The organism is Propionivibrio soli, from assembly GCF_025770765.1.
Lineage (GTDB): Bacteria > Pseudomonadota > Gammaproteobacteria > Burkholderiales > Rhodocyclaceae > Propionivibrio > Propionivibrio soli.
On record NZ_JANZKY010000001.1, the window covers coordinates 22,512 to 36,451 of the forward strand.

The 13,940-nt window shown below is 60.8% G+C and carries 14 protein-coding genes; 4 read left to right on the forward strand and 10 right to left on the reverse strand.

Going from position 1 to position 13,940, the window contains the following annotated elements:
- The first annotated feature begins 133 nt into the window (after nt 1-133).
- Together NZ453_RS00110 and NZ453_RS00115 are read left to right on the forward strand one after the other, a co-directional pair.
- Entirely contained in the window at nt 134-979 is an 846-nt protein-coding gene (locus NZ453_RS00110) for an ABC transporter substrate-binding protein (RefSeq protein ID WP_263768215.1), read from the forward strand.
- Entirely contained in the window at nt 976-3,261 is a 2,286-nt protein-coding gene (locus NZ453_RS00115) for a diguanylate cyclase domain-containing protein (RefSeq protein WP_263768216.1), read from the forward strand. Before NZ453_RS00110 ends, NZ453_RS00115 begins: the two co-directional genes overlap by 4 nt.
- Before the next feature lie 12 nt (nt 3,262-3,273).
- Here the strand turns inward: NZ453_RS00115 and mltA are convergent, their stop codons facing one another.
- Nucleotides 3,274-4,353: a murein transglycosylase A gene (gene mltA / locus NZ453_RS00120; protein WP_338051129.1), complete on the reverse strand. Its 1,080-nt coding sequence runs from the start codon at nt 4,351-4,353 to the stop codon at nt 3,274-3,276.
- Nucleotides 4,354-4,547: 194 nt separating this feature from the next.
- Here mltA and NZ453_RS00125 point away from each other — a divergent pair, with 194 nt between their 5' ends.
- Nucleotides 4,548-5,450 carry an ATP-binding protein gene (locus NZ453_RS00125; protein WP_263768217.1) on the forward strand — a complete coding sequence of 301 codons (903 nt, stop codon included), beginning with the start codon at nt 4,548-4,550 and terminating at the stop codon, nt 5,448-5,450.
- The gene (locus tag NZ453_RS00130) at nt 5,381-6,400 is read left to right on the forward strand and encodes a Nudix family hydrolase (protein WP_275982999.1); all 1,020 of its coding nucleotides are present in this window, start codon (nt 5,381-5,383) and stop codon (nt 6,398-6,400) included. Before NZ453_RS00125 ends, NZ453_RS00130 begins: the two co-directional genes overlap by 70 nt.
- A 19-nt stretch (nt 6,401-6,419) precedes the next feature.
- Here NZ453_RS00130 and NZ453_RS00135 read toward each other — a convergent pair whose 3' ends face one another.
- The 9 genes from NZ453_RS00135 to NZ453_RS00175 all read right to left on the reverse strand — a co-directional run bounded on the left by NZ453_RS00135 (nt 6,420) and on the right by NZ453_RS00175 (nt 13,939).
- Nucleotides 6,420-6,611: a DNA gyrase inhibitor YacG gene (locus tag NZ453_RS00135; RefSeq protein WP_263768218.1), complete on the reverse strand. Its 192-nt coding sequence runs from the start codon at nt 6,609-6,611 to the stop codon at nt 6,420-6,422.
- A complete protein-coding gene (gene zapD, locus NZ453_RS00140) occupies nt 6,611-7,366 on the reverse strand; it encodes a cell division protein ZapD (protein WP_263768219.1) in 756 nt (251 codons plus the stop codon). Before zapD ends, NZ453_RS00135 begins: the two co-directional genes overlap by 1 nt.
- 57 nt (nt 7,367-7,423) lie before the next feature.
- Nucleotides 7,424-8,053: a dephospho-CoA kinase gene (gene coaE / locus NZ453_RS00145; RefSeq protein WP_263768220.1), complete on the reverse strand. Its 630-nt coding sequence runs from the start codon at nt 8,051-8,053 to the stop codon at nt 7,424-7,426.
- A complete protein-coding gene (locus NZ453_RS00150) occupies nt 8,050-8,742 on the reverse strand; it encodes an SPOR domain-containing protein (RefSeq protein WP_263768222.1) in 693 nt (230 codons plus the stop codon). The genes coaE and NZ453_RS00150 overlap by 4 nt, the downstream gene beginning before the upstream one ends.
- 14 nt (nt 8,743-8,756) lie before the next feature.
- Nucleotides 8,757-10,121, reverse strand: a complete 1,365-nt coding sequence (locus NZ453_RS00155; protein WP_263768223.1) for a TrpB-like pyridoxal phosphate-dependent enzyme — start codon at nt 10,119-10,121, stop codon at nt 8,757-8,759.
- Nucleotides 10,122-10,235: 114 nt separating this feature from the next.
- Nucleotides 10,236-10,655, reverse strand: a complete 420-nt coding sequence (speD, locus tag NZ453_RS00160) for an adenosylmethionine decarboxylase (RefSeq protein WP_263768224.1) — start codon at nt 10,653-10,655, stop codon at nt 10,236-10,238.
- An 8-nt stretch (nt 10,656-10,663) separates the two neighbouring features.
- Nucleotides 10,664-12,298, reverse strand: a complete 1,635-nt coding sequence (locus tag NZ453_RS00165) for an NAD(P)-binding protein (RefSeq protein WP_263768225.1) — start codon at nt 12,296-12,298, stop codon at nt 10,664-10,666.
- 1 nt (nt 12,299) lies between these two features.
- Nucleotides 12,300-13,799 carry a polyamine aminopropyltransferase gene (locus NZ453_RS00170; RefSeq protein WP_263768226.1) on the reverse strand — a complete coding sequence of 500 codons (1,500 nt, stop codon included), beginning with the start codon at nt 13,797-13,799 and terminating at the stop codon, nt 12,300-12,302.
- Complete coding sequence (locus NZ453_RS00175) at nt 13,799-13,939, reverse strand: hypothetical protein (RefSeq protein WP_263768227.1); 141 nt, start codon at nt 13,937-13,939, stop codon at nt 13,799-13,801. The genes NZ453_RS00170 and NZ453_RS00175 overlap by 1 nt, the downstream gene beginning before the upstream one ends.
- Nucleotide 13,940 lies beyond the last annotated feature (1 nt).

Below are 13,940 nucleotides of genomic sequence, written 5' to 3' on the forward strand. Positions count from 1 at the left end.
CGCGAAAAGTGATACAGTGGCTTCAAAGGACGCCGCCCGGAAGCCCTACTGCCGGATAGCTGACATACAAGCCACTGCATGACGAGTTTGGCCAGCCATCTTTGACCGCCGCCACGCCGACGACCGTATCGCCATGACCAGCGTTACCACCCGACGCACCCCTGATCCGAGCCGGGCCGGCGTTACTGCTGCCTTTCTTATTCTCCTGACGTTAGGCCTCGCCGCTGCCGTAGAGGCCCCGGCAGCGGGGAATGCCCCAAATCGGCTCGAACTTATCCTGAAAAACAAGCTGGTTCAGATCTGCATCTGGCCGGATTACTATGGAATAACGTACCGAAACCCAAAGACGCAGGAGCTTTCCGGAATCGATATCGACATGGCACTCCAGCTCGGCAAGGACCTGGGGGTCGCAGTCCAGTTTGTCGACAGTTCCTTTGCTCGTCTGATCGATGACGTCACCCTGGGACACTGTGACGTCGCCATGTTCGCCGTTGGCATAACACCGGCGAGATCGGAAAAGCTCCGGTTCACGCGCCCTCATCTTGCCAGTGACATCTACGCGATCACCACACGGACTAACCTACGCATCAAGAACTGGGAAGACATCGACAAACCCGGAGTCGTTGTCGCCGTGGCAAAAGGGACAGTCCACGAGCCGATCATGAAAGAGAAGCTCAAGGAAGCCGAACTGATCGTTCTCGACTCTCCGTTCGCGCGCGAACAGGAAGTGCAATCGGGCCGCGCCGACGTTTTCATCACCGACTACCCCTACAGCCAGCGCTTTCTCGCCAACGCTGATTGGGCGCGACTCGTCGCACCGCCTCAAACCTATCACATAACGCCTTATGCTTATGCGGTAACGCCGGGAGACGATCCTTGGTTCGCCCGGATGGAGCGTTTTGTCGATGACATCAAGCGTGACGGCCGTCTGCTGGCCTCTGCGAAACGCCACCGCCTCGAACCCATCCTCGCAAGATGACGACCCCACCGCGGCAATTGCGCCAAGCGTTCTTTTTTGTCCTGACACTCTTTGTCGGCGGCATGGTGGCCATCACCGCTTATACGCTGTGGCGCCTACGTTCGGATGCCGTCGCCAACGGGTTGGAAGTCTCGGCCATGCACACCCGGGTATTCGAGGAGTTGCTAACGCAGAATCTGCAAACGACGGAGTTGATCGCCGCCAACATCCTCGCCCGAGAAGCCAGCACACCTGACACATCGCACATTGAGGCGAGTTTCGACGCGATACTGCGGCGAACGCCTTTCCTTCGCTCCATCTCGCTAATCGATCCCAACGGCGGGATCGTTGCCAGTTCGAACCCCGCCAACCTCGGTAAAACGGTACCCACCGAACGGTTTCTCCCGGTTGCTCCCCATGTCCCAGGCTCTCTGCGCATCGGTGCTCCTTGGGTAGGACGTGACTTCGCGAATGGACGGCCAGCAACTGCTACGGCGCCAGCCGCGCCCGACGCCCCGGGTTTTGTGCCAATTACGCAATCGATGTCCAATGGCTTAAGGACGGCCGGTTTATTGATAGCCGTCAACCCCGACTACTTCCTTAATCACGTGGCGCAGAAACTTGAGCCGGAGGAAGGCACGGTGAAAGTGCTGAGTTACGACGGAACGTTACTGATATCCAGTGACTCCGGCGATCGGCCGGGCATGTCTTACCGGGAGGTCGTGCGCCGCCTGCGGCTAGCCGAAACGGAGTCCGGCCGCTTTGAACAGACTCTCGATAATGGCAAGGCCGTCCTGACGGCCTTTCGCGCCTCGCGGCTCTACCCTATCGTTGTCATGACGCATATGGACCGCGACTTTACGCTTAGCCACTGGCAGAGGGAAGCGAAGGTTCTGCTGGCAATCGTCATCCCCACGTTGCTCGCCATCGTGATACTTGCTGCCTTTTTCTACCATCGGCAGATGCAGCTCGCCGCTCAACGCTCGGAGGTTCAACGCTTGCAGCGGGTCAATGCGACCGTTTTCGATTTCAGCGCTGAGGGCATTCTGATCACCGACCTCGCAACACGGATCATCTCAATCAATGCTTCATGCACACGCATTACCGGTTACCAGCCCAGCGAGGTCATAGGGCGCCACCTTTACGATCTGCTGACCGATGAAGGAGCCGTGGTTTGCGAGGAAAACCTGCCTCAACTGCAGACTGCGGACGAACACGGCGTGCCGGTCAACGAAGCACCCATCGAGGTGAAATTGCGCTGCAAAGACGGCAAGTTGATCTGGACCGAGATCCTCTCCACACCGGAATGGGATGCGTATGGGGCACTGACGGGATATCACCGCATTTGCCGAAATATCACCGAACGCAAGCAGAACGAAGACAAGATCCGCCTCGCTGCCAGCGTATTCACGCACGCAAGCGAAGGCATTCTGATCGCTTCGTCGGAAGGAAGAATCATCGATGTAAACGACGCCTTCTGCCGCATTACTGGCTTTTCTCGCGAGGAGGCGCTGGGCAAGAACCCAAACATTCTCAAGTCGGGACGCCAAGGGAAAGCCTTCTATGCCGCCATGTGGCGCGAACTCGCGGCGAACGGGCATTGGCACGGCGAGATATGGAACCGGCGCAAGGACGGCGCGCTACTGGCCGAGATCCTGACCATCAGTGCCGTGCGCGACCCGAGCGGCCGTGTTCAGCAGTACGTAGCGCTTTTCTCTGACATCACTCCGCTCAAGGAACACGAGCGCGAGCTGGAACGGATTGCTCATTTCGACGCTTTGACCAATCTTCCCAACCGTGTCCTCTTGGCGGACCGTCTGCATCAGGCAATGTCGCAGGAACAGCGGCGCGGACAGAAACTGGCTGTCGTCTTCGTGGACCTGGATGGTTTCAAAGCCGTCAACGACACCTTCGGACACGAAGCCGGCGACCAATTGCTGATCGCTGTCGCAACGCGCATGAAGCAGGCCCTACGCGAAGGCGATACGCTGGCGCGACTTGGCGGGGACGAATTCGTCGCTGTCTTGCTCGATCTCGACAACGCGGAAACCAGCATGCCAACCCTCACCCGCCTGCTCGCGGCGGCCGCTGAGCCGGTTCATCTCGGGGATATTGAACTGCAGGTGTCCGCAAGTCTCGGCGTCACGTTCTTCCCGCAGGCTGGCGAGATCGACGCGGACCAGCTTTTGCGCCAGGCCGATCAAGCCATGTACCAGGCGAAACTCGCCGGCAAGAACCGCTTTCACGTTTTCGGAACGGGCTATGCCGCCTCTCCGATGCGCGCCTCGAACACTGTTTCCTGAAACGGCTCCACGCTATTTCGGACCAACCCCAGGGGGCAGCAGAACCCACATCTCACCGCTCTGCCGCATGCGCCCGGCTAGCCGTCCGGCATCCGGGCCAAATCCCCAGAAAAAGTCGGCGCGTACCACGCCACGAATCGCGCCACCGGTGTCTTGAGCGAGCATCAGGCGGCGCAAAGGCTCAGGCGAATTGGGCTGCGTCGTGGCCAAGAAAACCGGCGCGCCGAGCGGGATTTGCCGAGGATCGACGGCCACGCTTCGTTCCGGCACGAGCGGCACGGCGAGCGCTCCGGGCGGCCCTTCGCTCGGACTCGCGGGCGGAGGAAGTTCGCGAAAGAACACGTAGCTCGGGTTGGTGTTCAGAAGCTCGTTCAGACGTTCGGGATTCGCTCGCCCCCACGCCTGGATTCCCTGCATCGACGCCTCTTCAGGCTTGAGTTCGCCTCGCTCGATCAACACGCGGCCAACCGACTGGTACGGATGCCCGTTCTGATCCGCATAGCCGATGCGCACGAGACGGCCATCCGGCAACTGCACGCGGCCGGATCCCTGAATCTGCAGAAAGAACAATTCCACCGCATCGTCCACCCACAACAGCACGCGATCAGCGTAGGCTTTTTCCCGGCCAACGATATCGGCACGCGAGTAGTACGGGACGACCTTATTTCCTTGCAGGCGGCCGCGCAGCCTCAAGTTCTTGACGTCGGGGACGACGTCGCCGAGGTCGATCGTCAATAGATCGTCCGGGACACCAAGGACCGGCTGGTTGAATGAACCGCTTCGCTTACGCGCCCCGCGTAACAACGGCTCGTAGTAACCGGTGACAAGGCCGCTGGTACTCCCATCCGGGTTGGTCAAACGATAGGGCTGGAAGCGGGCTTCAAAGAAACGACGTAGCACCGCGTTATCCGTGGCCTGCAAAGTGTTCGCTTCTTCACACGCGGGACGCCAGAGTGGCCATTGGGATCGGGCAGCGAGGGCGCGGCACGAGTTGAGGAAGGCTGGCCAAGCCGCGATGAGATTGTCGTCGGGCCAACCTGGCAGTTCATCCCATTGCGCCGGCTGCATCGGTTTCGCAGTAGGCGGCTTCACGGGAGGGGTCGGACATTGCTGGCACACAGCGCACACCGGGCAGGCCGCAGGCGGGGCTTCCTGCACGGTCGCACACGCCGCGAGAATCATGGGGGCCGCAAGCAAGGCGGCCAGTCGCCCTGGGCGGCGGGTTTGGCATTTCAACATGGTTTGGCTAAAGTGTTCGGCTTTGGAACGACTCAGTATACCGCCCGATGACCGACGCCACGCCTGCTCTCGCGAGCTTCCTTGCCCGCGCCGAGCGCCTGCTTGCCCGCCTCGAACTCCTGCTTCCCCCTGAGTCTGCACACCCCGATTGGGATGCGTCGATCGCTTTCCGTTGGCGCAAGCGCGGCCAAGTCGGCTATTTGCAGCCGGTTAGCCGGCCGGCAGCCATCCGTCTGGCCGACCTTCAGGACATCGACGACCAGAAGGCGCGGATCGACGCCAATACGCGCCAGTTCGTGGCCGGACAACCCGCCAACAACGTCCTGCTCACCGGTGCCCGCGGGTCGGGAAAGTCGTCGCTGATCAAGGCACTGCTACACGCGTATGCCTCAAAAGGGCTTCGTCTCATCGAAGTAGAAAAAGGCGACTTGGTCGATCTCCCGGACATCGTCGAACTGCTGTATGGGCGTCCCGAGCGTTTCATCATCTTTTGCGATGATCTGTCGTTCGATGCAGGCGACGCGACATACAAGGCACTGAAGGTCGTTCTCGACGGGTCGGTCGCGTCGGCGCCGGACAACGTGCTGATTTACGCGACGTCGAACCGGCGCCACCTGATGCCGGAGTACTTTGCCGAGAATCTGGAGAGCAAGCGGGTTGGCGAGGAGATTCATCCCGGAGAAGCCGTAGAGGAAAAAACATCACTCTCCGAACGATTCGGGCTTTGGCTTTCCTTTTACCCGTTCGACCAGGACGCCTACCTTAACATTACGGCACATTGGCTGCGTTCCTTCGGCTGCAGCGATGCCGACATCGTGCGCGCGGAGCGCGACGCGCTCAACTGGGCGTTGTTGCGTGGCTCACGTAGCGGCCGAGTCGCTTGGCAGTTCGCCAAGGACTGGGCTGGCAGTCATCGCACGAAGCGGCCAGCAAGCAGGCGCAAGAAGTGACGAAGATCGTCGAGGTTTCCGCCGCCGTCCTGTTGCGTAATGTCGCCGACGCAGCTCCCCGCCAGGAATATCTGCTCGCTCAACGCCCGGTGGGAAAGGTCTATGCCGGCTACTGGGAATTCCCGGGAGGCAAAGTCGAACCGGGCGAGACGCTGCGCGAAGCCCTTGATCGCGAATTGCGCGAAGAACTCGGCATCGCCGTCCAACGGGCATGGCCATGGCTTTCCCGCCAGTTCACCTACCCGCACGCCACGGTCCGCTTAAAGTTCTTCCGGGTTGACGCGTGGCAAGGGACGATCGCTCCGATTGAGCACAGCGGTTTCGCTTGGATAAAGATGGGCGAAACGCCGTTGGTGGAACCCGTGCTGCCGGCAAACGGGCCAATCATGCAGGCGCTGGAGGTACCGGCCGTCTATGCCGTGACGAACGCGGAGGAAAACGGGGTCGAGATTGAACTTGCCCGCCTCAAAACCGCGCTTGCCAACGGACTGCGACTTGTTCAAGTCCGCGACAAAACCTTAAGCACCGCGGCAAGGCAGCATCTGTGCGTCCAGTCTGTCGCTCTGGCCCACCGTTATGGCGCCCAAGTGTTGGTCAATGACGACGTCGAGCTGGCACGGGCGACGGGAGCCGATGGCGTCCATCTGTCATCGGTACGGCTGATGCAATGCCGCGAAAGACCGCCGTTCCCCTGCGTCGGCGCCTCCTGCCACGACGAAGCCCAACTCGCACAAGCGGCGACACTCGCTCTCGATTTTGTCGTCCTCGGTCCGACGCTGCCGACGCCAACGCATCCGGACGCGAAAGGAATCGGCTGGGAAACGTTTGCCCATTTGGTCGAGCGCGCGCCGCTCCCCGTATTCTCCTTGGGTGGAATGCGACCGGACATGATCGAAACCGCGTGGGCTCACGGTGCCCACGGTATTGCCCTGATGCGGAATTGGGGCTGACGCCGTTCGAGCGACCGAATCAGGCCCCCGGTTCGTCGGGAGGCGGGCCGTTCGGTTCCTGTTCGGGCAACCGATACGACTCGGACGCCCAGGCACCGAGATCGATCAGCTTGCAGCGCTCGCTGCAGAACGGCCGATACGGGTTGGCCAGACTCCATTCTGATTCGCCGCCGCACTGCGGGCAGCGTACCTTGGTCGGCTTGCGGGGCATCAAAGATTGCAGAAAACCATGTCGAACTCGACGTCGGTCCCGGAATGGCGGGATCGATGATCGTAGTCCGGGCTCACGAAACGGATATTGAGGGCGTACTTGTTGGCGCTGATTTCCGGGATATAAGCGACGTCGCTCTTGAGGGAAACGCGTACCATCTGTGCGGTGCTACCGCCGAGCATCATCTGGAAGGCACCGCCGTCGGCGACCTGATGCTCCGAACGCCCGCTCGAGCGCAGCAGCCGCAGCACGATGTCGAGGCCGCCGCGGAGAGGCATGAACGGTTGCAACCAGCCAAGCAAGGTTTCCCGGCGTTGGCCATCAGGGCGATGCTGCCAGTAGTGATAAGACGGCAAGTCGAACTCGCAAACGCCGCCCGGTATCGCCGCCCGGCTCTTAACGCTCATCAACCAGTCGTTGTCGCGCAGGTGCTGACCGATTTTTCCGGTCATGCCGAGAAGGGCTGCCGAGGACTGTTCGATTTCGTACAGGGCACCCGACAAGGCTTCTTCCGAGATGTCCGGGTTGTTGCGGAAAACCAGCAAAGACTGCCGCTGCCGTTCCAGCTCCTGGATCAAATCCATCTTCAGGTCGGCGCGCCCGGCCACCTCAAGAATCTCGAACAATGTCAGGAGGACGACGTGGTGTTCGCGGGCGCCATCCTGCTGGATGAAATGCGCCGCCTTGTCGAATAAATCCTCCAGGCGCAACAACGTACGGATGCGCTCATTGAAGGGATATTCGTATGTGATCACTCGGTCGCCAAGCGTAAACGAAAACTGCTCGTATTCTGAAGCATATGCACCAAAACCTCAACGCTGTGTCAAGTGCCGACCAGCCACCTCAGCGAGCTCAAGGTAGCGCCGATGCAAGGGCAAAATGCGGTCTTCCAGTTCGGCACGGTCCCCTTCGTTGAGGATCACGTCGTCCGCCACCGCCAGCCGTTCCTCGCGGGAGGCTTGTGTCGCCATGATCGCGCGCACCTCTTCTGCGGTCAAACCGCTGCGTGCTATGACGCGCTCAACTTGTGTACTTTCATTGCAATCGACGACAAGAACGCGATCAACCCGCTGGCGGTAAACACCTGACTCCACTAAAAGCGGAACGACGAGCATCACGTACGGGGCCCAAGCCATCGCCACGCAACGACGTTCAGTTTCGCTGCGAATCAACGGGTGGAGAATGCCTTCGAGACGGCGCTTGGCTTCCGGGTCCGAGAAAGCCACACGGCGCATGGCGGCGCGGTCCAGCCCCCCCTGTGGGAGCAGAACTCCCGGTCCAAACGCTTCGGCGATAGCTTCCATCGCCCCGCCGCGCGGCCCAGTCAATTCATGGGCAATCGCGTCGGTGTCCACGATGGCGACGCCAAAGGAAGTAAAAATATCGGCGACGGTCGTCTTGCCGCTACCGATCCCACCCGTCAAACCGACGAGAAAATTCATTGGGCAGAAGCCTGGACCGACTTTGACTTACACGCCTCGACTTTGGCATCGGCCAGCACATCGGTGACAACTTGGCGCAGTGCATCGGTCTGCCCGTCATTCCCGCGCAGTTCGAGCGCTACGGTTTCCGGCTTCAGCACACGCTCGAAGACCTTGGCCGAACGGACACCCCGACCCTTGAGCGTCTCCAGGTGTGTCGCTGCGGCCTCCTTGGCAGAAAACAGGCCGAGCGAAATGGCGCGGTTGTTGGGCCCATTCTCCTGCACGATGTAATAATCCTTGATGCCGAGCTTGGCCAGTTCCGCCGCCTTGCTCTCCGCATCCTTGCGCGTTGCTACCGGCGGGATGTAAACCCAGTAGCTCGTGCTTTTCGGCACCAACATCTTGCTGACCCGGACCGCCGGCAGCTTTTCGCCAAACGCCCCCTCGATCCGTTCCGCGTCGGCCGTCGCCAGATCGCTGACCAAAACACAGGCCTCTACCTGCTTCCTCTCGCTTACGGCGACAACGCGCTGCTCGCGCGCGGCTTCCGGGGGAGGCTCGTCGACCGAAATCACCCGAATGCGCTCTGGATGCAGTTGATTCTGCATGCGGAAAGCATCCGGGTTGGGCGCAAAGCCAAGATACCCGTGCGTCCACGCGAGGAACAGCAGGTTACCGATCACCAGCAAGAATACAAAAACGCGCATCGATAAATCCCGCGTTAACCGACGTTCGGCAGATGCTGCAACGATTCGGCGATCGATTCTTCGGGATAGTCGAAATCCTCAAGCTCGCCAGCGAAGTACCGGTCGTAAGACGCCATGTCGAAATGCCCGTGCCCGGTGAGATTGAATAGAATCGTCTTCGCTTCGCCGGTCTGCTTGCAGCGTAACGCCTCATCGATGGCACCGCGGATGGCGTGGTTCGATTCCGGAGCCGGAATGATGCCTTCGGCCCGCGCAAACATCACACCGGCCTCGAATGTCGCGAGTTGTGGTACGGCGATCGCCTCGATCAAACCCTCGTGATAGAGCTGCGAGACAAGCGGGGAAGCACCGTGATAGCGCAGACCGCCAGCGTGAATGCCGGGCGGCATGAAGTCGTGGCCGAGCGTATGCATCTTCATGAGCGGGGTGAAACCGGACGAGTCGCCGAAGTCGTACGCATATTTGCCCTTGGTCAGCGAGGGGCAAGAACTCGGCTCGACAGCGACGAGGCGAACCGGCTTGCCTTTACGCCCGCCGGCAGCGTTGTCGGCGACAAACGGGAACGCCATACCGGCAAACGACGAGCCGCCTCCACATGGCGCGAAAATGATGTCCGGCCAATCGCCTGCCAACTCGAACTGTTTCTTTGCCTCGAGGCCAATGATCGTCTGGTGCAGCGCGACGTGGTTGAGCACCGAGCCGAGTGCGTAGTTCGTATCCGCACGTCCAGCCGCTTCCTCGACGGCTTCCGAGATCGCGAGGCCAAGCGAACCCATGTTGTCCGGATTTGCCGCCAGCGCATCTCGCCCCGTTTGGGTGACGCTCGACGGGCTAGCGAAGACTTCCGCACCCCAGGTTTGCATCATCGAGCGGCGGTAGGGTTTCTGCTGATAGCTGACTTTGACCATAAAAACGCGCACGTCGATGCCGAACATTTGCCCCGCCAGTGCCATCGAACATCCCCACTGACCGGCGCCGGTTTCGGTCGTGATGCGCTTGATGCCGGCCTGTTTGTTGTAATACGCCTGCGCCACCGCCGTGTTCGGCTTGTGGGAACCGGCGGGAGAGACGCCTTCGTTCTTGTAGTAGATCTTGGCCGGCGTTCCGAGCATCTGCTCAAGCCGGGCGGCGCGCACCAGCGGGGACGGGCGCCACAAACGATAGATTTCGCGCACCTCTTGCGGAATAGGAATCCAACGCTCCGCGGACATTTCCTGCTCAAGAATCGCCATCGGGAAAATCGCGCCCATCTGTTCCGGCGTCGCGGGATTGCCATCGGGCCCCAATGGCGGCAACGGTGCGGTCGGCATATCGGCCACGACGTTGTACCAATGCGTCGGAATTTCGGATTGTGCGAGCACGAAACGCAGCGATTCCATTACATCTCCCTAAAGCAGGCGGTCATTTGTTTGCAAAAGCGCAAGTATAGCCCGGTGCTTCCTGGCCCGCAGCCCGCCCCCACCGCCAGTCTGTCAACATCCAGGCGGCACACCTCATTTGGAACTAGACGAGCATCTTTCTGACAGAGCCAGCGCCTGCTCGCGGCAGGCCCCGCGGCGAATCTCGCGTCGCTCGATTCTTCCCGGCACAAAAGCCGCGATCATTTCCTCGAACGCGCGTCTCGCGGCGGCACTGTTGTCTCGGCTGAAGTTGCATACGTAAAGGTCGAGCGTCACTGCATTCAATTCCGGCCAGGTATGCACCGCGAGGTGGGATTCGGCGAGGATGACCGCGCCGGTGGCTCCCGCAGGTCCTCCTTGGGTGACGAACTGATGAAAGAGCTGTCCGACGGGTGTCAAGCCAGGCGCCTGGCAAACCGCGAGGCAAATGTCGCGCAATGCATCGGCGCTCTGCAACCTGGTGACGGCACATCGGCAGTCGTACAGCTCGGCGACAAGGTGGAGTCCGTCCATCGTCCGCCTCAGGCCAGTGACGAAACGAAATCGCGACCGAGTCGGCGCAGCGTTCGCTCGGCCGCCAGTATGCCGCGATACTGCGCCTCTTCGAACAATGAGAAACCGCTTACGTCGGCGTGCGCAAAACGTACACGCGGAAAGTCACCCGCAAAGCGAGCACGTTCGGTTCCCCAGATAAGGCCAGGGGTTGGCCGCACCATCGCGTGGCCGAGCCGAAAGGTATCGACGCGGACGGCCACTTGGCGGATATCGGGGTGAGGCCCTTCGAGTTCCGCAAGAACCTGCTCGGCCCAGGTTTCATGCGGCGTTCCGAGCAGCAGCGCGCGCCCTGCGGCCGGATCGACCTCCGCCAACGCCCGATAGTAGGTAAATACGGTGGCCCCGGCGCGAACCCGCATTTGCTGATGCGTCGACACGACGTAACCCAATCCGGGACTGTCGAAAAGCACGTTGTCCCACGCCACGCCAGCCCCCGAACGTTCCGCCGGGAAACGGGCCAACGTCAAATTGGCGACCAGCCACGGCGCGTACGAAAAAGTGGCGGCCGCCGCTTTCAGCGACGCATTGCCGGCGAATACGTGGGGGACAAGGAAGAGCGGTGCCGCCCAAATGAGTTGTTCGGCCTCGATACGCGTCACGCGCTGTTCCGTTGGCGACCACACGTCGACAGCCATTCGGTCGCCGGTCTCAATGACTCTGAAAGCGAGCGAGCCAGTGCGGATACGATCGCCGGCGCGTTCGCGGATCGACCTCGCCATGCCGTCGGCAAGCCAGGCATTACCCCCGGGAGACGTAAGGACAGCGTCGCCCGAAGCGTCCCGCGCCTGGCCGTTGCGGCAGGCAAAATAGTGGATGCCCGCCCAGGCCGACACCGCGTCGGCGCGCGTTCCGAAGTCGTCGCGGCATGCATAATCAACGTACCAATGCAGATGCGGCGAATCGAAGCCTTGCGCAAGGAGCCAATTGCGTAGGCTTTGTCGATCGAGCGCCACGAGATCGTCTGCGCGGCTCGACAATGCCATCGGCAAAGCGAACGCCCGCCGTCCTTGATCGCATCGCCGCTTGAAGCTTTCCATCAGACCGAAAAAACGCTTGTACTGCGCACGCTCATCGGCGCCTATACCGACGGCAGGAACCAGCCCATCCTCCCAGCGACCATGCCGATACAGACGCTCCTGTGGTACGGCGCACAAAAACCGCTCGTCGTAGCGAGGTTGTTCCGCGCGCGGATCACCGATCAAAACGCCGAGTTCCGAGAGCAGTTCGCGGACAGCCACGGCCTCCTGTGTCGGAATAGGCAGATAATGCGCAGCGAGCGGGAATGGCCCCGCAGCACCCTGGCCCGCCCGGGAATTGCCGCCGGGCTGCGCTTCGAGCTCCGCAATGACAAAATCGTTGAAACCCGCTTTGGCGAGCTTCCAACCCGCCGACAATCCCGCCACTCCGGCACCGACAATGACCACCCGCACATGCTCTGTCTCCGTAGGCGACGGCATGTCGCCCGCCTGCAGCCGATGTCCGGTATTCATCGACGCACCGAGGCTCTCTCCCGGTGGAAGCGCTTGTGTGGAATCCCGACACCCGGCCAGCGAAACGCATCCGGCGGCACTGAGGGCGCGGATAAAATCGCGGCGGCGCATATTAGCGAATCACGTGTCGCCACTCGTTCTCGAAATAGCGAACGAGGACTTGGTTATTGAGCCGATTCACCTCCGCATCCACACGCGCCATGTCCTTCGGAAACTGGAACAACGCGGTTGTAGTTTCCGGCGACAGGAAACGCGTTTCGACGGTGTAGTCTCTCGGCGGTACATACACGCGACGTCCAGCGAGCACGAATCCCCACTCGCCGAACGAGGGCACGAGCGCGTGATACGGCGTGGCGACGAAGCCAACGTTTTCAAGCGTCGCGACGACGCACCAGAACGACTGGCGCGCGTAGAGCGGAGACGTTGACTGGATGACCGCGAGCGCCCCGGCGTTCATGTGCTTTTCGAGCAAACGATAGAACGCTGCGCTGTAGAGCTTGCCGATCGCGAAATTTGAGGGATCCGGAAAGTCGACGACGACAAAGTCAAATACGTCATCATTCTCCTCGAGCCACTGCGCGGCATCGGCGTTAACGATCTTCAACTTGGCGGCACGCAGCGCGTCTGCATTGAGCCTGCGCAACGGCTCCGCCGTCGAGAAGAGGCTCGTCATCGCCGGGTCGAGATCGACAAGCGTAATCGATTCGATCTGCGGGTATTTGAGAATCTCGCGCACCGCGAGGCCGTCGCCGCCACCGAGAACGAGAATGCGTCGGGCGCCGGGCAAAGCCGCCAATCCTGGGTGAACAAGCGCCTCATGATAACGGTACTCGTCTCGGGAACTGAATTGCAGGTTGTTGTTGAGGAAAAGACGAAGATCGTCTTTCCAGCGCGTGATGACGATGCGCTGATAAGGAGAGCTTTCGTTGTAGACGATCTCATCGGCATAGAGCTGGGCTTCGGCAAGCGAGCTGAAGTGACCTGCGCCGACGAAGCCGGCTACGAGGACCACCAGCGCGACTGCGGCCTGCATTTTCAGACCATAGGCGGCATGAAGCTGAGCGCGAAACAACCAGAGCGCCCACAGAGAGACCGCTACATTGAGCAAGCCGAACAGTAATCCGCTGCGCACAAGCCCGAGATGCGGAACAAGCAGCAACGGGAAAAGGATCGAAACCGCCAGCGCACCGAGATAGTCGAAGGTCAGAACTTGCGAAACGACGTCTTTGAACGTCAGGTCGCGTTTGAGAATCCGCATGATGAGCGGGATCTCGAGCCCGACCAGCACGCCGATACCGAACACGGCCAGATACAGGGCCAGCTTGAACGGGGCCGAGAACCAAGCGAACACGAAGAAAAGCGCCGCGGCAGAGAATCCCCCAAGCACGCCGACCATCAATTCGACCTGAACGAAACGCGCAATAAGGTTGCGCTCGATGTAACGCGACAGCCACGAGCCGATCCCCATGGCGAATAGATAGGTCCCGATCACCGTCGAGAACTGGGTCACCGAGTCGCCGAGCAGGTAGCTGGACAAGGCCCCGGCGATCAACTCGTACGCGAGCCCACACGAAGCGACGACGAAAACCGAGAACAGCAGCGCCTGGTTCATCACTTATGGTAGGTCCGGCTGGCGCCCGATCGCGCCGATGGAGCGCCCGCATCGCGTTCGAACAGGTTCCATCCCTCGTACTGCGCGTGCGCAAACAACGCGATCGCCAGTAAGCCGATGAAGACGTTGACCTTGATCATG

What these genes read in the sequence shown, in the direction of transcription:
- NZ453_RS00110 (WP_263768215.1), top strand. Translation starts at nt 134, where the DNA reads ATGACCAGCGTTACCACCCGACGCACCCCTGATCCGAGCCGGGCCGGC.
- NZ453_RS00115 (WP_263768216.1), top strand. Translation starts at nt 976, where the DNA reads ATGACGACCCCACCGCGGCAATTGCGCCAAGCGTTCTTTTTTGTCCTG.
- NZ453_RS00125 (WP_263768217.1), top strand. Translation starts at nt 4,548, where the DNA reads ATGACCGACGCCACGCCTGCTCTCGCGAGCTTCCTTGCCCGCGCCGAG.
- NZ453_RS00135 (WP_263768218.1), bottom strand. Translation starts at nt 6,611, where the DNA reads ATGCCCCGCAAGCCGACCAAGGTACGCTGCCCGCAGTGCGGCGGCGAA.
- coaE (WP_263768220.1), bottom strand. Translation starts at nt 8,053, where the DNA reads ATGAATTTTCTCGTCGGTTTGACGGGTGGGATCGGTAGCGGCAAGACG.
- NZ453_RS00150 (WP_263768222.1), bottom strand. Translation starts at nt 8,742, where the DNA reads ATGCGCGTTTTTGTATTCTTGCTGGTGATCGGTAACCTGCTGTTCCTC.
- NZ453_RS00155 (WP_263768223.1), bottom strand. Translation starts at nt 10,121, where the DNA reads ATGGAATCGCTGCGTTTCGTGCTCGCACAATCCGAAATTCCGACGCAT.
- speD (WP_263768224.1), bottom strand. Translation starts at nt 10,655, where the DNA reads ATGGACGGACTCCACCTTGTCGCCGAGCTGTACGACTGCCGATGTGCC.
- NZ453_RS00165 (WP_263768225.1), bottom strand. Translation starts at nt 12,298, where the DNA reads ATGCGCCGCCGCGATTTTATCCGCGCCCTCAGTGCCGCCGGATGCGTT.
- NZ453_RS00170 (WP_263768226.1), bottom strand. Translation starts at nt 13,799, where the DNA reads ATGAACCAGGCGCTGCTGTTCTCGGTTTTCGTCGTCGCTTCGTGTGGG.
- NZ453_RS00175 (WP_263768227.1), bottom strand. Translation starts at nt 13,939, where the DNA reads ATGATCAAGGTCAACGTCTTCATCGGCTTACTGGCGATCGCGTTGTTT.